Origin of the sequence: Streptomyces adustus (genome assembly GCF_009377175.1) — a bacterium.
In the GTDB taxonomy this organism is placed as follows: Bacteria; Actinomycetota; Actinomycetes; order Streptomycetales; family Streptomycetaceae; genus Streptomyces; species Streptomyces adustus.
Genome location: NZ_VJZD01000084.1, coordinates 15,478 through 35,044, shown reverse-complemented (window position 1 = coordinate 35,044; position 19,567 = coordinate 15,478). Strand labels below are relative to the sequence as shown.

Genomic DNA, 19,567 nt, shown 5'->3' with positions numbered 1-19,567 from the left:
CGCCCTCAGGGCGGACGACAGGAAGGCCCTAGGATCCAGCTCATGGCCCTGACCATGAACGACGTGGACCGGTTCGAAGCCTCCAGGCCGCGCCTGGCGGCCATCGCCTACCGTCTGCTCGGCTCCGCGAGCGAGGCCGAGGACGCCGTGCAGGAGACGTATCTGCGCTGGCAGGCCGCCGACCTCGACCGGATCGAGGTCCCCGAGGCCTGGCTGACGAAGGTGCTCACGCATCTGTGCCTCAACCAGCTCACCTCGGCCCGCGCACGGCGTGAGACGTACGTGGGTGAGTGGCTGCCCGAGCCGCTGCTCGCCGGGGACCCGATGCTCGGCCCGGCCGACACCGCCGAACAGCGCGAATCGGTCTCGTTCGCGGTCCTCGCCCTGCTGGAGCGGCTCTCTCCCGGCGAGCGGGCGGTGTACGTGCTGCGCGAGGCCTTCGCCTACCCGCACCGGGAGATCGCCGAGATCCTCGACATCACCGAGGGCGCCAGCCAGCAGATCTTCCACCGCGCCAAGAAGCACGTCGTCGAAGGCAAGGCCCGCACCGAGATCGACGAGGCCGCCGCCCGGCGGATCATCGAGGAGTTCCTCGCGGCCGCCACCAGCGGCCGGACCGATCAGCTCGTCCGGTTGCTCACCCAGGACGCCGTCGCGATCGGCGACGGCGGCGGGAAGGTGCCGGCCCGCGCCAAGGCGTTCGAGGGTGCTCTCGCGGTCGCGACCTTCATGCGCGGGCTGTTCAAGCCCAGCAAGGCCAAGCGTTCCCTGGTCGGCGGATCGCCGGTGGTCCACGCCACGACCGTCAACGGCGAGCCCGCCCTCGTGGCGGTCCTCGACGAGCGGGTCATCGGCGTGATGTGCCTGGAGATCACCGCCGACGGCATCGCCGCGTTCCGCAACCAGGTCAACCCCGACAAACTCGAACGCTTCACCCGGCACTGGGCCGCCACCGACCACGGCGATCCCTTGCTCGACGCCGCCTTCTGACCGGCGTTCCGGGCCTTCCGACCGCCATGTGAGGTGCTTCACAACGCGTTCCTGTCAGGAAACGGCGGGCCGCCCGGTTCAAGTGGCGAATCCGCTCAAGACAGGAGTCAGCAGATGCAGCACCGCATCGTCGTCCTCGGCGCCGGATACGCCGGCGCCATCGCCGCCGGGCGCCTCGCCAAGCGGCTGCGCCGCGAAGACGTCGCCGTCACGCTCGTCAACGCCGAGCCCGACTTCGTCGAGCGCGTCCGTATGCACCAGCTCGCGACCGGCCAGGACCTCAGGCTCCGGCCCTTCCGGGAGATGCTCGGGGGCACCGGCGTCGAACTGAAGCTCGCGCAGGTCACCGGTGTCGACGTCGAGCGCAGGTCCGTCGCCGTCACCGGCGCGAACGGCGCCGAGGAACTGGCGTACGACACCCTCGTCTACGCCCTCGGCAGCGGCTGGAACGCCCAGGGCGTCCCCGGCACGGCCGAGCACGCCCACGAGATCGCGGGCCGCCCCGGAGCGCTCCGGCTGCGCGAACGCCTGGCCCGTTTGGACGCCGGACAGCCCGTGGTCGTGGTCGGGGGCGGTCTTACCGGCCTGGAGTTCGCGACGGAGCTCGCCGAGGCCCGCCCGGACCTCGACGTCGCCCTCGCCGTCCGCGGCGGACTCGGCGACTGGCTCTCCCCGAAGGGGCGCCGGCACCTGCGCAAGGTCGTCGACGGGCTCGGCATCACGGTGCACGAGCACACCGCCGTCACCGAGGTCGCGGCCGACCGGGTCGCCACCGCCGACGGTACGTCCCTTCCGGCCGCGGTCACCGTGTGGACCACCGGCTTCGCCGTGCACCCGATCTCCGCGGCCACCGCCCTGGAGGTCACCGACGCGGGACAGATCGTGGTCGACGCGACCATGCGCTCGGTCTCGCACCCCGACGTGTACGCCGTAGGGGACGCGGCCATGGCGGCGGGCCCCGGCGACAAGCCGCTGCGGATGTCGTGCGCCTCGGGCACCCCCATGGCGTGGCAGGCCGCCGACGCCATCGCAGCCCGCCTCACCGGCGGAAAGCTCCCGAACGTGCCGCTGCGCTACTTCAACCAGTGCATCTCGCTGGGCCGCAGGGAAGGCCTGATCCAGTACGTCACCGCCGACGACCGCGCCGTGCGGGCCGCGCTGACCGGGCGGTCGGCCGCCGTCTACAAGGAGCTGGTCTGCAAGGGCGCGGCCTGGGCCGTCGCCAACCCGACCCTCGGGATGCCGACCCGGCGCCGTGGCGTCGTACGGGATGCGGCCCGGACGGACGCGGCGGTCGGGACGACGGTCTGACCGGCCCGGACGACCTGCCCCGCCCGACCGGTGGCCGCCGCCGCGGACCGCCCGGGAACCGATCTCGACGCTGCGGGCGGGGCCGCCTAGGATCGAAAGCAGGGCATCGCGTGTCGGTCACCGGCCGGGTGAGGCATGGAGGCGCCCGTGAGATTGCCTTGCGGAGGCATTCCACATATGTCAGTCGAGTTGAATCACACCATCGTCCATGCCCGGGACAACCGGGAGTCGGCCGAGTTCCTGGCCCACATCCTGGGCCTTGAGGCCGGGGCCGAGTGGGGCCCCTTCGTTCCGGTGGCCACCAGCAACGGGGTCACCCTGGACTTCGCCACCGTCCCGGCGGAGTCGATCGTCATGCAGCACTACGCGTTCCTCGTCTCGGACGAGGAGTTCGACGCGGCCTTCGAGCGGATCCGGCAGGACGGGATCACGTACTACGCCGATCCGCATCGCAAGCAGCCCGGAGAGATCAACCACCACTTCGGTGGGCGCGGACTGTACTTCCTGGATCCGGCCGGACACGGCATGGAGATCATCACGCGGCCCTACGACACCCACTCGCAGGAGCCGACGGCGTCGTGAGGCCGTGCCGGGCCGGGGCGTGCCCCGGCCCGGCACCCGTGCGCACGACGCGGCACCGACTGGCACAACTGGGTTCCGCCGCACTTAATCTGACGAGGTGTCGACTCACACTCTCCTGGCGCGGGCCATGGCCGACGAGGTCGGTCCGCGCCTGCGCACCCTGCCGGACCGTGTCGTGGAACTGCTGTCGTCCCTGGGCAGCCCGCCACGACTGGCGGCCCATCTGCGGGCCGTCCACGACGTCGCGCATCAGCTGGTCGACTGGCTGGAGCAGCGCTGTCCCGCGGCGACCTTCGACCGGGAGGCGGTGCTCTTCGGGGCGGCGACCCACGACACATCGGTCTGGAGGACCTGGTGGTCGGCCTCGCCGACAAGATCTGGAAGAACAAGCGCGTCACCGACCTGGAGGAACTCGTCGTGACCCGGTTGGCCGAGGCGAGCGGCCGGGCGGTGTGGGAGGAGTTCATGGCGCTCGACGAGGTCCTTGCCCGGATAGGGGACGAGGCCGACGCACGCCTGGCGTTCCAGTCCTGCTTCCCGGTCCACGGCTGAGAGTCCACGGCCGAGCTCGGCACCGCCGTCACGGTCGAAAAGAGTTTCGTACGATGGAACCGGACTAAACCGCACTCGGTGAGGTCACAGCGGCGAGCATCGGAGCCGTCTTCGGTGCAAGCGTCGTCTTCGCGCCCGGTGTCCTGGGTATCCCTCAGGTCGGGGCCACCCGTGTGAGGGGCGGCGACGGCACTCACGTCCTCGGGCTCGCACAGGCCGGGGCCGGTCTCCCGGTCCGCGCGGCGGTGGTCGCGTACGGAATCCATCCGATCCTGCCGCTGTTCCACTGAGACCAAGGCGGAGAGAAACGATGACAGCACTGCTGGCGGGCATGACCGTCGACTACAGCGACCACGACGATCCGGTGCTGCTCGGACCGGACGGCAGCCCGGTGGACACCTGGCGGGAGAACTATCCGTACCAGGAGCGCATGGAGCGCAAGGAGTACGACTGGCACAAACGGCTCCAGCAGATCGAGCTGCTGAAGCTCCAGAGCTGGATCAAGGAGAGCGGGCGCCGCCTGGTCATCGTCTTCGAAGGGCGCGACGCGGCCGGCAAGGGCGGCACGATCAAGCGCTTCACCGAGCATCTCAACCCGCGGGGCGCCCGGGTGGTGGCCCTGGAGAAGCCGACCGAGCGCGAGGTCGGCCAGTGGTACTTCCAGCGGTACGTCGAGCATCTGCCGACGGCGGGCGAGATCGTCATGTTCGACCGCTCCTGGTACAACCGGGCCGGCGTCGAGCGGGTCATGGGCTTCTGCACGGACGACGAGTACCGGCGCTTCATGCGGCAGGCGCCCGGGTTCGAGCGGATGCTCGTCGACGACGGAGTGGACCTGATCAAGTTCTGGTTCTCGGTGTCGCGGGGCGAGCAGCGCACCCGCTTCACGATCCGCCAGGTCGACCCCGTACGGCAGTGGAAGCTCAGCCCCATCGACCTGGCCTCGCTCGACCGCTGGGACGACTACACCGCCGCCAAGGTCGCCATGTTTCGCGAGACGGACACCGTGCAGGCGCCCTGGACCGTGGTGAAGAGCAACGACAAGAAGCGGGCCCGGGTCGAGGCCATGCGCAGCGTCCTCGCCCGCTTCGACTACACCGACAAGGACACGGACGTCGTCGGCAGCCCCGATCCGAGGATCGTGGGCGCGGCCGCGAACCTGCTGGAGGCGGGCGAGGACGACCACGGTCACTGAGCGTGCGCGCGGACGGTGCCGCGTAGGGTGAGGCTCGCCCGCACCGGACGTACAGGAGGGCCCGAGGTGGCCGAGACCACGCCGAACGAGACGACGCTCGCCCAGGTGATGGCCGAGCTGGTCGCCCTGGAGGATCCGCGGGCCCGCGCCGTGAACGAGAGACACGGTGACGATCACGGTGTGAACCTCGGCAAGCTGCGGGCCCTCGCCAAGCGCCTCAGGACCCAGCAGGAACTCGCCCGGGAGCTGTGGGCGACGGACGACACCGCCGCGCGGCTGCTGGCGCTGCTCGTCTGTCGCCCGAAGGCGTTCGGGCGCGACGAGCTGGACGGCATGATGCGCCAGGCACGCTCACCGAAGGTGCACGACTGGCTCGTGAACTATGTGGTGAAGAAGAACCCGCACGCCGAGGAGCTGCGCCTGGCCTGGTTCGCCGATCCGGATCCGGTGGTCGCGAGCGCCGGCTGGGCACTGACCTCGGAGCGGGTGACGAAGAAGCCCGAGGGTCTCGACCTGACCGGACTGCTCGACGTCATCGAGACGGAGATGAAGGACGCCCCGGAACGGTTGCAGTGGGCGATGAACAACTGTCTGGCGCAGATCGGCATCGAGCACGCCGAGCACCGCGCTCGCGCCGTCGCCATCGGCGAGCGTCTGGAGGTGCTCAAGGACTACCCGACCTCCCCGGGCTGCACCTCTCCTTTCGCCCCGGTCTGGATCACCGAGATGGTGCGCCGGCGGTCCGACGGCAAGGTGGCTTGACCGAGGTCACGGCGGTCGCACTACGACCATCGCAGGTGTGCCGTCCGACTTCTGGCGTACGTTGAAATGAAGAGCATCCGTATGCCTTATTTCGGTCCGCCGGGTGGTGCGAGCATTGGGCGGAGGTAAAGCGTTTCAGACGGGGGAGTAATGCTCGACATTCTCGCTTCAATGATTCTGAATCATCCTGGCGCGGCGGCCAACGGCGCATTGCGCGCGCTGAAATGGTCGCAGGAATCGGTCAAGCGCACCCTGACCGTGCAGAATGATTCCGCGAAGAACATCTACGTCGCCGTCTGTGTCTGGGGGCAGGAGAACTCGGCGGAGGCGACCATGTCGACCGGGTGGCTGCGGGTGGAGGAGGACGACTACGAGTCCTTCGCGATTCCCATGCCCCGATTCGGGAGCGCCCATGTGGCAATCCACGGCAGAACCCGCAAGGGAAAGCGTGAATGGGCCGGCTCAGGTAGCGAGCAGGTGAAATTTCATGTCATGTTTCCTCGCTATGGCGTGATTCTGGAACCCGCCAGTCGCTTCTGCGTGCTGGGGGCCGCGTCGAACATGCCCGAGGTCTACATGAACCAAGGGGGAGTGCAGCGGACAGGGGTCGTCAGCGGGCGGCTGATCGAGATGAGCGGGGACTTCCGCTACACGTTCCAGTAGACGTTCCAGTAGCCTGCCGGGGCCGACTGCCCGCCCGGTGCGACGACCGTCCTCGTGTCTGCGTCGCCCGCCGTGCGGTGAGAGGACGAGAAGGCGTGGATGTGTACGAGGCCGTGGACACCCGCCGGTCCGTGCGGGCGTTCAGCGACGAGCCGGTGGCCCGGGACGTGCTCGAAAGGGCGCTGGCCGCGGCGGCGCGGGCACCCTCCAGCGGAAACCTCCAGCCCTGGCACGTGTACGTCGTGACCGGCGAGCCCCTGGCCGGGCTGAAGAGACGTGCGACGGCCAGGGCGCTGGCCGGGGACCCGGGTGACGAGCGGGAGTATCCGATGTACCCGGCCGAACTGACCTCCCCCTACCTGGACCGCTTCTCCGCCGCGGCCGACCAGCGGTACCGCGCGCTGGGCGTCAGGCGCGACGACCCCGACCGGCCCAGGAAGATCGCCGCCCTGAACACCCAGGCGTTCGGGGCGCCGGTCGTGCTGTTCTGCTACCTCGACAAGGCGATGGGGTGCGGGCAGTGGGGGGACGCGGGGATGTACTTGCAGACCGTCATGCTGCTGCTGAGGGCGGAAGGGCTGCACAGCTGCCCCCAGGTGATGTGGACGCTGTACCGCAAGACCGTCGGCCAGGTGGTCGGAGCGGGGGACGGTCTTGCGCTGTTCTGCGGTGTCGCGGTGGGGTACGAGAAGGACGGCGTGCCACGGCTGCGCACCGGGCGGGCGGACCTGACCGAGACGGTCAGCTTCATCGGACCCTGATTCGCTCGACGCGCGGGGCCGCCCGCCCGGTCGGCGGTCATCGGTCCAGGTCGGGACCGGGGGAGTCGCTGCCCGGCGGGGCCTGGGCGGGCGCGCGCTGCGGACGCTCCGGGGCGGCGTCGGAGACGGTGTCGCGGATCCGGGCCAGCAGGGTGCGCAGCAGGGCGCGGTCCTCGGTGGAGAGGGCGCCGGTGGCGATGCCCAGGGCCTCGCGGTCCAGGTCCTCGGCCTCCTGGTGGCAGGTCCGGCCGGCGTCGGTCAGGGCGAGCAGATGGGCGCGGCGGTCGCTCGGATGCGGCAGCCGGACCACCAGACCGTCCCGTTCCAGGGCGTCGACGAGGCTGGTGGCCGTGCGGGCCGCGATGCCGAGCATGTCGCTGAGGTCGCGCATGCGCAGCGGTTCGGGGGAGTGGGCGAGGAAGCGCAGGGCGCGCAGCCGGGCGACGGTGGTGCCCTTCTCCGCCAGTCTGCCGTCGACGAAGAGCCGCAGCCGGTGCGTGGTCGCGAACATCTCGTCGATCAGTGGGTCGCTGCTGCCCGGTACGTCCCTCACCGTGGCGCTCCTGTCCTCGTTGCGGTGCCCTGCTCCCCCCTTCCTGTCACTCGCGGCGGAGGTGATCGGGTTCCCGTCACGCGCGGTGGAGGCGATCGGGGCGGTGGTCCGTGCGGCGGGGCGAGGGGCGATCCGGCGGTGTCCTGATCCGGCCGACGGTGTGCCGGTCCGGACGGTCGCGGTAGTGATGAGCTTACTCAAGCTGAGTATGCTCAGCATATGCCCATCCGACTGAATCAGCGCATCGTCGTCCCCGTCGTGTGCGTGGTCACCGCGTTCATGTCCATCGTGGACGGAGTCGGCGCCACCGTCGCCCTGCCCGCCATCGGGCGTGACTTCGGGCTCGCCACAGCCGGACTCGACGCGGTCGTGGTGGTGTTCCCGGTCTGCGTCGGCCTGGCCGTCCCCGTCTCGGCCTGGCTCGGCGACCGCTTCGGCGGACGGCGTACGGTACTCACCGCGTTCGCCGTCTTCACCGCCGCGTCCGGACTCTGCGGCGCGGCCGGATCGCTGGGCGAACTCGTCGGCTGGCGTGCCCTCCAGGGCCTCGCCGCCGGGATCCTGCTGCCCGTCACGCACGCCCTGCTCTACCGCACCTTCAGTCTGGCCGAGCAGGTCAAGGTCTCCCGATACATGATCATTCCGCAGCAGGTGGCGCCCGCCCTCGCCCCCATGGGGGCCGGCTGGCTCGTCGACCACCTGTCGTGGCGCTGGGTGTTCTACGCCAACCTGCCGATCGGCGTCACGGTGCTCGCCTTCGGGCTCCTTTTCCTCGACCCGCACCGCGACCACCGCCCCGGCCGTCTCGACGTGCCCGGACTGATGCTCACCGCCTTCGGCACCGCGGGGCTGATGTTCGGCATCAGCGAAGGCGCCGATCTGGGCTGGACCAGCGGGCCCGTGCTGGCCGGACTGGTCGGCGGCGCGGTGGTGCTCGCGGCCGCCGTCGTGGTCGAACTCCGGGTGCCCGAACCCGCCCTGCGGTTCCGGCTCTTCACCGACCGCCTCTTCCGCGACACCAACATCACCGCCTTCCTGGGATTCACCGGCTTCATGGGCGCGATGTTCCTCGGCCCGCTCTTCCTCCAGGAGGGGCTGGGGCTGTCCGCCTGGGAGTCCGGCTCCAGCACCTTCGCCGAGGCGCTCGGGGTGCTGCTCACCGTGCAGATCGTCGGCCCGCTCTACGCCCGGGTCGGCCCCCGCCGGATAGCCGGCTGCGGCCTGGTCGGGGTCGCCCTGGTCCTGGTGGTGTTCTCCCGGCTGGACGCGGACTCCTCGCTGTGGACGTTCCGCGGGCTGATGTTCCTGCTCGGCGCGGCGATGGGCGGGGTGTTCATGCCCACCACCGTCGCCTCGTTCACCGGCATCCGTCAGGCCGACGTCTCCCACGCCGCCACGCTCAACAGCGTCGTCCGGCAGGCCGCCAACGCCGCCGCCCCGGCCGTGGTCACCGTCGTACTGGCCTCGGCCGCCGCCGTCGGCACCGGCGCGCACGCCCACCCGCCGGTCGCCGCCTTCCAGCACGCCTACCAGGTGCTCGCGGCGATCGCCGCCGCGGCCGCCGTGTTCGCCTTCACCATGCCGGACCGGGCCGCCCGGGTCGCCGCCGCGGCCCGCACCGCCCAGCGGCGCGAGGCCGTCGACGTGTGACCGTGGTATCCGTCCCGCCGGGACCGGCCCGGGGACATGCGGGGCGGCGAATCCGCGGCGGGTACGACGGTGTCGGGGGCGTGGGATGCGACGGGTCAGGCGAGGGCGAGCAGGCCGACGGCGACCGCGGCGGTGCCCAGGCCGATGAACTGGCCGCGGTGCAGGCGTTCGGCGAGCACGCCCCGGGCGAGCAGCACCGTGCCGGCCGGGTACAGGGCGGTGACCACGGCGACGACGGTGAGGTCCCCGCCGCGGGCGGCGAGCAGGAACTGCGGGTTCGCAGGCGAGTCCAGTACGCCGACGGTCTCGGAGATCGCGTAGGCGGGCCTCTCGGGGCCGAGTCGGCGGTACAGCGCCGCGGCCGCGACGAGGGTGACGGCGGAGGAGACCGCCCGGCCGACGACCAGCGGTGCCGACGCCCCGCACGTCTACCGCGGCTCGGGCACGGGGACCTGTCACCTGATCACGACCGTCCACATTCCGCCCGGCCCCGGTCCACGATCTGACCGGGAGAGCCCGCCGGGGAGTCGCTATTCGTCGCCGCGGGGGGTGACCAGCGCCCGTACGCCCGTGACGACGACGAAGCTGATCGCCAGGACCGCGAAGAACAGGCCGATGGTGACCGCGGTGCCCACGCGGGTGGGTGGGAAGACGATCTGGCGGGCGATGTTGAGAGCCCCGATGGTGACGGCGTAGATCCACCACGGTGCCCGACGGAACCGGTTCATGGCTGTCCCCCTGTTTATTTGACACAGCTGTGTCAGAAACAATCTAACACGCCCGTGTGATAATGGCCGGGTGCCGAAAGTCGTGGATCATGAGGGGCGCCGCGCGGAGTTGGCCGTCGCCCTGTGGCGCGTCGCGCTGCGTGACGGCTTCGACGCGGTGACCGTCCGCTCGGTGGCCGAGGAGGCCGCCTGGTCGGCCGGAGCGCTGCGGCACTACTTCCCGGACAAGACCGAAATGGTGCTGTTCGCCATCGACTTCGTGGTGGAGGCGGTGCGGCAGCGGATCCGCGGTGCCAACGCCGCCGCGGGCTCACCGTCGCCGGAGCTGGTGCGCAGTCATCTGGAGCAGCTGCTGCCGCTGGACGGCGAGCGCCGGCTGGAGTCCGAGGCCTGGTTCGCGTTGGTGGCGCTCGCGCACCGCGACGCCGCGGCCGCACGACGCCGCGCCGAGGTCGACGAGTTGATCCGCGGCGCGGTGGAGAGCGCCGTGGCCGCGCTGGAGGAGCTCGGGGAGTGCGGTGCGGGACGTGCGCGCGCGGTGGAGACGGCGCGGCTGCACGCCCTGCTCGACGGGATGGTGGTGCACCTGCTGGCCCGGCCGCCGCGACTGAGTCCGCAGCAGGCGCGGGACATCCTGACCCGGCATCTGGCGGACCTCCGCGCCTGAGCGCGTCCGTGCGGAGTGTTCGTACCCGTGTGGTGCCCGTTCGCGTGCGTGTGCCGCAACCCTGGTGACCGCCGGATCGCCCGGAGGCCACAGCATCTGCTCATGGCAGGGTCGTTACGGGGGCGAGCTCAGCGGTTCGGGGTGGATCACCGCAGGGCGAGGCGATAGACCGTGGACTCCCTGGCCGTGAAACCGATGCGTTCGTACAGCCGGTTCGCCGCCTGCCTCGACGGGCGTGACGTGAGGTCCACCGTACGGGCGCCCGCGGCGGCCGCCAGGCGCAGCGCCTCCTCGGTCAGGGCGGCCCCGACGCCGTGACCCCGTGCGGCCTCGTCCACGACCACGTCCTCGATGCGGGCCCGCAGACCGGAGGGCAGGGGGAACATGACCAGCGTCAGCATCCCCACCACGTCACCGTCGACGCGCGCCAGCAGCACCGTCGTCGCGTCGCCGGCCAGCAGGACCGCCACCGACTCGTGATCCAACGGGGTTGCCGTGCTCGACAATTGGGGCAGCAGGCGCGCGAACGCCCCGACCGACTCGTCGTTCGCTTCACTGACGACCGCGACCTCGACACTCATGGTCCCGACCCTACCGAGCAAGCCGTCCGGGTTCGCCCGCTCGGGCCGACCTCAACGCACCCGACCGGGTTCGAACATGCGGGCGAAAGTCGCTATGATCTCCGTGGCAAGGCTGTAGCGCAGAGGTCGTCGCGCCTAAGCATCAAGCTGGAGGACGTCGGTTCAAATCCGACCAGCCTTGTCGCCCTTGTCGTGGAGGAAAGTCGATTGGCGTCGGTTCGTCCTGGGCGGGCGGAGGGCGATGCCGCCCTCGGCGGGCCAGGCACCGGCGATGGACCGGTGGAGTGGTGATGACGCAGCCGACACCCGTACGCTGCCCGGCGATCGAGCACCCGGACATCGCGATCAGCGACCCCGCCGCGCTGCAACCCCTGCTGGACCGGCTGCGGTCCGCCCGGCCCGTCGAGGCCGACGAGACCTTCCCGCTCGGCACCGTGCGCGCGGACGGCCGGATCGACCTGTGCAAGCAGGGACTCGGAGCGGCCGGCGCCGCCCGGCTGATGCCCGTCGCCGCCGCCTCCGCCCACGCCACGCACATCCTGCTCGGCACCAACGCCATCGGCGACGACGGAGCCCGTACGGTCGCCGACGCGCTGGCCGACGGCCACGGTCTGCGCACGCTCTACCTCGGCTGCAACCGCATCGGACCCGCCGGGGTCACCGCGCTCGCCGACGCGCTGAGCGCGGACGGCACCGTGCGCGCCCTGTGGCTCAAGCGCAACCCGGTGGGCGACGACGGCGCCCGCACGCTCGCCGCGATGCTGCGCCGCAACACCACGCTGCGCACGCTCGACCTGGTCAACACCGGTGTGACCACCGACGGTCTGCGAGCCCTGCTCGACGTCCTCACCCACCGGCCCCGCCCGGTGGAACGCCTCTTCCTCGGCGGCAACGGCCTGACCGCGGACGCCGCCCCGCTGTTGGCGGACCTGATCCGGGAAGCGGGCGTGCGCGAGATGTACCTCCCCGCCAACCACCTCGGAGACGAGGGCGCCACGATCCTCGCCGCCGCGGCCGACCCCGCACGCCCCCTGCGCCTGGGCCTCGGCGGCAACGGGATCGGTCCCGCAGGTGCGCGGGCCCTCGCCGACCGACTCGACGGGATCGAGACGCTCGACCTGGGCCGGCCGCCGTCGGAACGCAGCCTCGGCGCCCCCGCCAACACCACCGGCGACGAAGGTGCCCACGCGCTGGCCGCCGCCCTGCCCGGCAGCCCGCTGCGCCGGCTGGAGCTGTGCCACACCGGCCTGACCGGACGGGGCGCGAAGACTCTGCTGGCCGCCGTGCCCGACGACTCGCCCCTGGAGTACGTCGGGTTGGGGCCCGGCCTGCCCCGCAAGGTGAAGCGGTCCTTCACCCTGCGGCTGCGGCCCGGCACCGGGACGCATCCCGACCTGCGCGCGATAGGGAGCGTCTACCGTTGAGCGCACGTGGTGAACTGCGTTGCTTTCCCGCGGACCAGGCGGCGGGCCTGCGCCGGATCCGCCGGTACGCGGTGCCCGGGTGGATGATCGAGCGCGCGACCGAACGCCGCCTGGCCGGTGACTGGCAAGGCGCCTGCGCGGCCGCGAACGTCGACGTCGCCCTCGACCTGGCCGAGGTCGCCGGTCGGTGGGGCGACGACATCGCCGCCGCCCTGGCGGAGGACCTGCGCCACTTCGTCCCGGACCTGCTGCGCTGGCACCTGCCGCGCGGGGGCGGCGGGCGGACCACACTCCTCACCGACACGACGGTCGTCCTGGCGCGCTACCACCCGAGCACACCTGGCGAGGGCCGCCTGGCGGCGCCGTACCTGCACATCACCACCCCGGCGATGATCGACGGCCCGCAGCGGATCGCCCTGCGGTTCGGGACCCTCAAGGGCGAGGAGACCGCGGGCGTCTTCGTGCGCTCCACGCAGGACTGGCGCCACGCACGACACCTGTGGGACGCCCGGCACACCGACGAGCTGCGCGAACGCTGCGGCGGCGGCGCGGACCGGCCACCGTTCTTCCACGCCGACGCCACCCCGCGCGGTCGGGACGAACTCCCGACCGCCGATCCCGGCGACGCGGACCCGGCCGCGCGTTCCGAGTGGGCCACGCTGCTGCACCAACAGGGCGATTTCCAGGCCGCGTTCGCTGCGGCGGGCCTCGAGTTGGACCCGACACCCCCGCCCGGGGCGGGCTGGCTCCGGACCGACCCCGAGTCGCTCCTGGCCGGGATGGCGCTCAACCACACCGTCCTGGAACCGGAGGTCCGCCGCCGGCAGGCCGCCGGCGGCGGTGGCCGCTTCCTCCTCGCCCCGCACTGGAAGATCTACATCCTGCTGGAGCCGCTGGACGCCGGCGGACTGCTGGCGCGCATCGTCGACCGGGACGGGTTCAAGGACGTGCCCCTCCTCGCCGAGGCCCTGTGGCGCAGACTCCCCGACCTCGACCTGATGCGGGCGGGCGGCGTCGTACCGGAGCATCTGCATCCGCTCGTCCGCCGGGCCCTGTTCCCCGCCGTCCAGGTCCCCGAAGGCCGGGTCGGCCCGCCGGGGCCGACGGCGCCCGCACCCGTCCGGGTCAGATGCCGCGGGGAATGGCACGAGGTGGGCTTCCGGCCCGGAAGCCTGCTGCGCATGCCGCACAGCGACGAGGAACAGCAGCGCGAACGCGCCCTGCGCGCCTTCGGCGGTGCCGTCGCCGGATGCTTCGCCGTGGAGCAGACCTGGACCTCCGGAACGGGCCGTCTGCCGAAGGCACTTCGGGCGCAGCGCAGCGAACTGTTCCTGCGCGCGCAGCACGGTGACACCCCCGGTGTGCTGGCCCTGCTGGACGCGGGTGTGGACCCCCGGGTCCGCGACGCCAACGGCCGCAACCTGCTCCACGTACTGAACCTTCTCGACCACGAGACCCTGCTGCCAAGGCTGTTGGCGGAAGGGCTCGACCTCGAAGCCCGCGACCAGCGGGAGCGCACCCCGCTGTTCGTGGCGGTCAACGACCTCGGCACGAAGACACTGGTGGAGGCGTTCGTCGCCGCCGGGGCGCGGCTGGACGTGACCGACGACTCGGATCGGTCGCTGGCCCAGGCCGTCCGCCGGTACAAGCGGCGCGACCTGGCCTTCCTGCGGGAGCGGGTGGAGCGGGAACACCCGGACGTCGGCGCCGAGTGGTGGGACGAATACATGGACGAGCAGGAGGAGTACTACGCGCAGGACCCCGACGACCCCGACGAACCCGTCGACGAGGACGGGTACTTCATGGAGGAACCGGCCGACCCCGTCGACCCCGACGACGCGGAGCCGTATTTCGCGCCGGACCCGGCCGACCCCGTCGAAGCCGACGGTGAGGAGGGGTACTTCACGGAGGACCCGGCCGATCTCGTCGAACCCGACGACGACGAAGCGCGGTTCGGCCCGGACGAGCCCGACCACGAGAAAGAGCCGCCCCTGTGAGCACCGACAGCGCCCCCGCCACCGCGCCGTCCGGCCCGCTGGCCGCAGCGGACGACCTCAACCGCAGGCTGCGCGCGGTACGGACCGAGCCCGCCGCGAACCCGCAACTGGAGGCCCTCGCACTGGCCGTGACGGCCAATCAGCCCGTGCTGCTGTGGGGCGAGCCCGGCATCGGCAAGTCGGCCGCCCTGGACCAGCTCGCCGCCGGGCTCGGCCTGCCGCTGGAGACGGTCATCGCCAGCGTGCACGAACCCTCCGACTTCGCCGGCCTGCCCATCGTCGGTGACGACCCGGCCGTCACCGGAGTGCCGATGGCCCCGCCGGACTGGGCGGTCCGTCTCGCCCGGGCCGGACAGGGACTGCTCTTCTTCGACGAACTGTCCTCCGCGCCCCCGGCCGTGCAGGCGGCGCTGCTGCGGGTCGTGCTCGAACGACGCGTCGGCAGTCTGGCCCTGCCGGAGGCGGTGCGTATCGTCGCCGCCGCCAACCCGCCATCCAGCGCGGCGGACGGCTGGCACCTCAGCCCGCCGCTCGCCAACCGGTTCGTCCACCTGCAATGGACCCACGACCCGCGGACGGTCGCCCGCGGCCTGGCCGGCACCTGGCCGGAGGTGACCGTGCCCGTCGTCGGCGCCGCCAAGGTGCCCGGCGCGGTCGCCCGGGCCCGCGGCGCGATCTCCGGCTTCCTCACGGCCCGCCCCGGCCTGGTCCACCACATCCCCGGCGACGCCGAGAGCCGGGGCCGGTCCTGGCCGTCCCCCCGGACCTGGGAGATGGCCCTCAAGCTGCTCGCCACCGGATACGCGGCCGGGGCGGGCCGCGAGGCGCTGGCCGCCGCGCTCACCGGCGCCGTCGGCGACGGCGCGGGCCTGGAGCTGCTGTCCTACCTGGAACACCTCGATCTGCCCGACCCCGACCGGGTCCTCGCCGACCCGGACGCCTTCGCCCTGCCCGACCGAGGCGACCGGCAACTGGCGTTCCTCATCGCCGTGGTCGCCGCCATCCAGAGCGACCTGACCCGGCCCCGCTGGGAGGCCGGCTGGACGGTGCTGGCCAAGGCCGTGGACGCGGGCGTACCGGACGTGGCGGCGCGGGCCGCCACCGATCTCGCCGCGATGCGGCACCTCGACTGGCCCGTACCGGCCGGCATCGACGGGTTCCTGGACCTGCTCCAGATGTCGGGGGCGCTGCCCGGCGGCGGCCGGTGAGGCGCACGGGGACCGGGGGAGACCCCCGTGGTGCCCTGGACACGACGAAGCTGCTCGCCGCCCGCTACCGGGCGGCGAGCGACCGGCCGTATCTGGCGGCCGCGCTGTACTCCCTGACCGTCGTGCCGAGCACGGAGGTCCCCACGATGGGGGTGGACCGGCACTGGCGCTGCTATGTGTCCCCCTCCTTCGTCGAGGCGACGGCGGTGCCCGAGCTGGCGGGCGTGTGGGTGCACGAGGTGGCGCATCTGCTGCGCGACCACCACGGCCGGGCGGACCGGCTGCCCGCCGCGGTCCAGGGCGACCGGCACCGCGTCAACGTCGCCCAGGACTGCGAGATCAACGACGACCTGCTCGCCGACGGCCTGCGGCTGCCCGAGGGGCGCATGGAACCCCGGCTGTTCGGACTTCCCGAGGGCGGGCTGTTCGAGGCGTACCTCGACCTGCTGCCACCGCAGGTCCGTACGCCCGACTGTGGATCCGGCGCGCACGGCGTGCCCGGGTCCTGGGAGCTGCCGGGGACCGCCGGGCCCGCCCGGATCGGCGAGGTCGAGGCGCAGGCGCTGCGGCGGCAGTCCGCGGAGGCGATGCGCGCCCATCTGCGCGGTCGCGGCACCCTGCCCGGCGGCTGGCAGCGCTGGGCCGAGGCGATCCTGGAACCCACGGTCGACTGGCGGCAGGCGCTGTCGGGCGCGGTCCGGGAGGCCGCCGCGTGGGCGGGCGGAGCCGTCGACTACACCTATCGCCGCCCCTCGCGCCGTACCCCGGCGCTGCGCGGCGTCGCCCTGCCGAGCCTGCGCCGCCCGCTGCCGCGGGTGGCCGTGGTCATCGACACCTCCGGCTCGATGGGCGACGCCGAACTGGCCGCCGCCCTCGCGGAGGTGACGGGCGTCCTGCGCGAGGTGGGGGTACGGGGCAACCGCGTGACCGTGCTCGCGTGCGACGCCGATGTGCAGGCCGTGTCCCGGGTGACGGCCACCGAGCAGATCACCCTGGGCGGCGGTGGCGGCACGGACATGCGCGTCGGGATCGAGGCGGCGCTCGCCACGCCGGACCGCCCGAACATCGTCGTGGTCCTCACCGACGGGATGACCCCCTGGCCCGACCGTTCCCCGTCCTGCCGGGTCGTCGCAGCCCTGATCGGCTCCAGCGCATCGCAGCCACCGGGCTGGGTGGAGACGGTACGCATTCCCGGCTGACCGGTCGGCGGCGCGGCCCGGATCGCCGGGTCCGGCCGTTCGGGACGGCCGACGGCGCGCGCCCGGCGGTCGGGCCCGACGCGATCACGAGCTCAGGACGTCGATCCCGTCGCCCAGCAGTTTCAGTCCGAACACGAAGAGCAGTACGGCCATGATGGCCGTGTTGTGGCGTGTCGCCCATTCCTTCCAGTTGCCCAGCGTCTTCCTCGCCCGCTCACCCATGACCAGGAAGACCGCGAGCGGGGCGAGCAGCCCGACGGAGGCGACGACGACGAAGACCGCCAGTGCGCCGATCTGCTGTCCGACCGGCAGTCCCGACGAGCTGATGGTCGCCGCCGCGGCGATGGTCAGCGGGGCGTTCTTGAGATTTCCGGCCGACAGCAGCAGGGCGAGGAGAAAGACCTTCACCGGTGTGAAGCGGTCGATGGTGGCCATCCACTTGGGCAACTGCGCCTGCGTGGCATCGGCCGGGCGGTGCCGCCAGAGCTTCAGCCCGAGCAGCGCCAGCAGCACGCCCAGGGCGAGCTTGAGCGCGCCCACCCAGGTGGCCGGCTGCCCGTGGGAGGTGGCGCTCTCCTGACCTCCGACGAGCAGCATCACCGTGCCCAGGCCCGACAGGCCCAGCACCCAGCCGGCGGCGAACACCACTCCGTTCAGGCGTCCCCGGGGCGTCGCCAGCACGATGATGATGGCGATGATCGGAAGCGGACTGACGGCGACACCGGCCGCGAAGCCCAGAACATCACCCAGTACGTGACCCATGAGCAAAGAATCGACGACGGCGCACGGTGCTTGCCGCACGGGCGCGGCGTGCGGGTGAACGACGCCCACGGCCGCCCTCGGGCCCCGGGTGCGGGGCATGTGGGGGAGGCATAGGCTCTTGAACAGAGGGTCCGGTTCTCTGTGCGGTTTCGCAGTCGCCGGCCCTTCTGCCCGCGACAATCATCTCCTTCTGCGGAGACCCGACGAGCGCGGTACGTGCCCTTGCGCGTCGCCCGGTGCGCGATGCCCGGTGGGTGTCGGCCGAATGTCCTCGCTCGAAACCCGTCCGCTGCTGCGCGTGCCGTGGTGACACGCCGGCTTCAGGGTCCGCAGCTGGCAGTCCCCGTGGAGGTCGGCATGCGAGTTGTCGTAGATCTCTCCCGATGCCAGGGGTACGCGCAGTGCGCGTTCCTGGCTCCGGAGGTGTTCCGGATGCATGGCGAGGAAGCGCTGATGTACCACCCGAGCCCGGACGACGCCCGGCGCGAGCAGGTGCTGCGCGCCGCGGCGGCCTGCCCGGTCCAGGCGATTCTGGTCGACCAGCTGGAGGACCGGGACGTACCGGCGGAGGCGGCGCAGTCATGACCAGTGCCGACAACCTGCGCGCGTTCAAACGCGACGGCCGCATCGTCATCGTCGGCGCCTCCCTGGCGGGCCTGCGGGCCGCGGAGGCGCTTCGTGCCGAGGGCTTCACCGGTTCGCTGACCATGATCGGTGACGAGACGTGCGAGCCCTACGACCGGCCTCCTCTGTCCAAGCAGGTGCTGACCGGTTGGGTGCCGGCCGGGGACACCACGCTGCCAAGACGCCGTGACGTCAACGCGGAGTGGCTGCTGGGCGTGCCCGCGAGCGGGCTGGACCTGGCCACCAACCATGTGCGTCTCGCCGACGGACGGGAGGTTCCCTTCGACCGGGTGCTGATCTCCACCGGCGTGCGGGCCAGGCCCTGGTTCGTCGAGAGCGAGGCAGCCCTGGACGGGGTGTTCGTCCTGCGCACGCGCGAGCATGCCGAGGGTCTGCAACAGGCCCTGGCCGCCGGACCCTCCCGCGTCCTGGTCATCGGCGCGGGATTCACCGGCTCCGAGATCGCCTCCATCTGCCGCGAGCGGGACATCGCGGTGACCGTCGCCGAACTCGCGCCCGCTCCGCTGGTCGGGGCGCTCGGCGCCATGATCGGTGACGTCGCGGCCGACCTCCAGCGCGCCCACGGTGTCGACCTGCGCTGCGGTGTCAAGGTCACCCGGCTGGAGGGGGACGACCAGGGGCGGCTGCGCCGTGCCCACTTCGACGACGGCAGCACCGTCGACGCCGATGTGGCGGTGGTGGCACTCGGCGGCATCCGCAACACCGAGTGGCTGCGGGAGTCGGGACTGGCGGCCGGCCCGTGGGGCATCGCCTGCGACACCGGCTGCCGCGCCCTCACCCTCGACGGACTGATCACCGACGACGTCTTCGTCGCCGGAGACGTGGCCCGCTGCCCGAACCCGATCTACGAGTACCGGCTGATCTCGCTGGAGCACTGGGCCAACGCCGTGGAACAGGCCGAGGTCGCGGCGCACAACATGGTCAGCGGCCAGGCGGACCGCTGGCCCCACCTGTCCATCCCGGCGTTCTGGTCGATCCAGTTCGGGGTCAACATCAAGTCCGTCGGCGTGCCGACCTTCGCCGACGAAGTGGTCGTCACCCAGGGGTCGGTGGCCGACCGCCGGTTCGTCGCCGCGTACGGCTACCGGGGCCGCGTCACCGCGGCGGTGAGCTTCAACAACGCCAAGTGGCTCGACCACTACCGGCAGTTGATCGAGACGGCCGCGCCCTTCCCGCCGCCGAGCCCCACGCCCGACCAGCCCGTCGACATGAAGCCGGTGCCCGTCGACTTCCCCGGCCCCGTCCTGCTCGCCCAGGGCGCCACCGTGGTCGTCACCGGTCACGACCCGAGCGAGCGACGCGTCACGGCCGCGCAGCAGAACCGGTAGGAGGGAGCG

21 protein-coding genes and 1 pseudogene are annotated in these 19,567 nt (G+C 72.1%); 17 read left to right on the top strand and 5 right to left on the bottom strand.

What is annotated here, in order from left to right; genetic code table 11:
* The first annotated feature begins 42 nt into the window (after window positions 1–42).
* The 9 genes from sigJ (at window position 43) to FNH09_RS21385 (ending at window position 6,816) form a co-directional block, all read left to right on the top strand.
* Window positions 43–990 (top strand): RNA polymerase sigma factor SigJ, encoded by a 948-nt coding sequence (sigJ, locus tag FNH09_RS21425; protein WP_152890378.1) that lies wholly within the window; start codon window positions 43–45, stop codon window positions 988–990.
* A gap of 114 nt (window positions 991–1,104) precedes the next feature.
* Complete coding sequence (locus tag FNH09_RS21420) at window positions 1,105–2,301, top strand: NAD(P)/FAD-dependent oxidoreductase (RefSeq protein WP_152890376.1); 1,197 nt, start codon at window positions 1,105–1,107, stop codon at window positions 2,299–2,301.
* 177 nt (window positions 2,302–2,478) lie between these two features.
* Complete coding sequence (locus tag FNH09_RS21415; RefSeq protein ID WP_152890374.1) at window positions 2,479–2,883, top strand: VOC family protein; 405 nt, start codon at window positions 2,479–2,481, stop codon at window positions 2,881–2,883.
* A gap of 97 nt (window positions 2,884–2,980) precedes the next feature.
* Complete coding sequence (locus FNH09_RS50220; RefSeq protein ID WP_420802770.1) at window positions 2,981–3,304, top strand: hypothetical protein; 324 nt, start codon at window positions 2,981–2,983, stop codon at window positions 3,302–3,304.
* Window positions 3,301–3,435 carry a hypothetical protein gene (locus tag FNH09_RS50215; protein ID WP_420802769.1) on the top strand — a complete coding sequence of 45 codons (135 nt, stop codon included), beginning with the start codon at window positions 3,301–3,303 and terminating at the stop codon, window positions 3,433–3,435. The genes FNH09_RS50220 and FNH09_RS50215 overlap by 4 nt, the downstream gene beginning before the upstream one ends.
* 310 nt (window positions 3,436–3,745) lie before the next feature.
* Window positions 3,746–4,630 carry a polyphosphate kinase 2 gene (gene ppk2 / locus FNH09_RS21400; RefSeq protein ID WP_152890371.1) on the top strand — a complete coding sequence of 295 codons (885 nt, stop codon included), beginning with the start codon at window positions 3,746–3,748 and terminating at the stop codon, window positions 4,628–4,630.
* 108 nt (window positions 4,631–4,738) lie between these two features.
* Window positions 4,739–5,392: a DNA alkylation repair protein gene (locus FNH09_RS21395; RefSeq protein WP_152890394.1), complete on the top strand. Its 654-nt coding sequence runs from the start codon at window positions 4,739–4,741 to the stop codon at window positions 5,390–5,392.
* 150 nt (window positions 5,393–5,542) lie between these two features.
* Window positions 5,543–6,055, top strand: coding sequence for a hypothetical protein (locus FNH09_RS21390; RefSeq protein ID WP_152890369.1), 513 nt, complete (start codon window positions 5,543–5,545; stop codon window positions 6,053–6,055).
* 95 nt (window positions 6,056–6,150) lie between these two features.
* On the top strand, window positions 6,151–6,816 hold the full coding sequence (locus tag FNH09_RS21385; RefSeq protein WP_162468888.1) for a nitroreductase family protein: 666 nt from the start codon (window positions 6,151–6,153) through the stop codon (window positions 6,814–6,816).
* A 37-nt stretch (window positions 6,817–6,853) separates the two neighbouring features.
* On the opposite strand, the gene FNH09_RS21380 is transcribed toward FNH09_RS21385, so the two are convergent.
* Window positions 6,854–7,369 (bottom strand): MarR family winged helix-turn-helix transcriptional regulator, encoded by a 516-nt coding sequence (locus tag FNH09_RS21380; RefSeq protein WP_338017636.1) that lies wholly within the window; start codon window positions 7,367–7,369, stop codon window positions 6,854–6,856.
* Between the two features lie 219 nt (window positions 7,370–7,588).
* Between FNH09_RS21380 and FNH09_RS21375 the strand changes: the two genes are divergently transcribed.
* Complete coding sequence (locus tag FNH09_RS21375; protein WP_152890365.1) at window positions 7,589–9,019, top strand: DHA2 family efflux MFS transporter permease subunit; 1,431 nt, start codon at window positions 7,589–7,591, stop codon at window positions 9,017–9,019.
* A 95-nt stretch (window positions 9,020–9,114) separates the two neighbouring features.
* Here the strand turns inward: FNH09_RS21375 and FNH09_RS49860 are convergent.
* A pseudogene (locus FNH09_RS49860) lies at window positions 9,115–9,432 on the bottom strand (EamA family transporter); the annotation flags it as partial.
* 117 nt (window positions 9,433–9,549) lie between these two features.
* Window positions 9,550–9,747, bottom strand: a complete 198-nt coding sequence (locus tag FNH09_RS21360) for a hypothetical protein (protein WP_152890363.1) — start codon at window positions 9,745–9,747, stop codon at window positions 9,550–9,552.
* 70 nt (window positions 9,748–9,817) lie between these two features.
* Between FNH09_RS21360 and FNH09_RS21355 the strand changes: the two genes are divergently transcribed.
* Window positions 9,818–10,414 (top strand): TetR family transcriptional regulator C-terminal domain-containing protein, encoded by a 597-nt coding sequence (locus FNH09_RS21355; RefSeq protein ID WP_162468887.1) that lies wholly within the window; start codon window positions 9,818–9,820, stop codon window positions 10,412–10,414.
* 146 nt (window positions 10,415–10,560) lie between these two features.
* Here the strand turns inward: FNH09_RS21355 and FNH09_RS21350 are convergent, their stop codons facing one another.
* Window positions 10,561–10,995, bottom strand: coding sequence for a GNAT family N-acetyltransferase (locus FNH09_RS21350; RefSeq protein ID WP_152890361.1), 435 nt, complete (start codon window positions 10,993–10,995; stop codon window positions 10,561–10,563).
* Between the two features lie 290 nt (window positions 10,996–11,285).
* Here FNH09_RS21350 and FNH09_RS21345 point away from each other — a divergent pair, with 290 nt between their 5' ends.
* From FNH09_RS21345 to FNH09_RS21330, 4 genes are read left to right on the top strand one after another with little or no spacing between them, the layout of a single operon-like run.
* Window positions 11,286–12,419 (top strand): leucine-rich repeat domain-containing protein, encoded by a 1,134-nt coding sequence (locus FNH09_RS21345; RefSeq protein ID WP_152890359.1) that lies wholly within the window; start codon window positions 11,286–11,288, stop codon window positions 12,417–12,419.
* Window positions 12,416–14,416 carry an ankyrin repeat domain-containing protein gene (locus FNH09_RS21340; RefSeq protein ID WP_238426916.1) on the top strand — a complete coding sequence of 667 codons (2,001 nt, stop codon included), beginning with the start codon at window positions 12,416–12,418 and terminating at the stop codon, window positions 14,414–14,416. The genes FNH09_RS21345 and FNH09_RS21340 overlap by 4 nt, the downstream gene beginning before the upstream one ends.
* Window positions 14,413–15,624: a sigma 54-interacting transcriptional regulator gene (locus FNH09_RS21335; protein WP_162468886.1), complete on the top strand. Its 1,212-nt coding sequence runs from the start codon at window positions 14,413–14,415 to the stop codon at window positions 15,622–15,624. Before FNH09_RS21340 ends, FNH09_RS21335 begins: the two co-directional genes overlap by 4 nt.
* Window positions 15,621–16,823, top strand: coding sequence for a DUF2201 family putative metallopeptidase (locus FNH09_RS21330; RefSeq protein WP_162468885.1), 1,203 nt, complete (start codon window positions 15,621–15,623; stop codon window positions 16,821–16,823). Before FNH09_RS21335 ends, FNH09_RS21330 begins: the two co-directional genes overlap by 4 nt.
* An 84-nt stretch (window positions 16,824–16,907) precedes the next feature.
* Here the strand turns inward: FNH09_RS21330 and FNH09_RS21325 are convergent, their stop codons facing one another.
* Complete coding sequence (locus tag FNH09_RS21325; RefSeq protein WP_152890357.1) at window positions 16,908–17,585, bottom strand: GAP family protein; 678 nt, start codon at window positions 17,583–17,585, stop codon at window positions 16,908–16,910.
* A 357-nt stretch (window positions 17,586–17,942) separates the two neighbouring features.
* On the opposite strand from FNH09_RS21325, the gene FNH09_RS21320 reads away from it, so the two are divergent.
* Together FNH09_RS21320 and FNH09_RS21315 are read left to right on the top strand one after the other, a co-directional pair.
* The gene (locus tag FNH09_RS21320; protein WP_152890355.1) at window positions 17,943–18,170 is read left to right on the top strand and encodes a ferredoxin; all 228 of its coding nucleotides are present in this window, start codon (window positions 17,943–17,945) and stop codon (window positions 18,168–18,170) included.
* Window positions 18,167–19,558: an NAD(P)/FAD-dependent oxidoreductase gene (locus FNH09_RS21315; protein WP_152890353.1), complete on the top strand. Its 1,392-nt coding sequence runs from the start codon at window positions 18,167–18,169 to the stop codon at window positions 19,556–19,558. The genes FNH09_RS21320 and FNH09_RS21315 overlap by 4 nt, the downstream gene beginning before the upstream one ends.
* The last annotated feature ends 9 nt before the right edge of the window (window positions 19,559–19,567 follow it).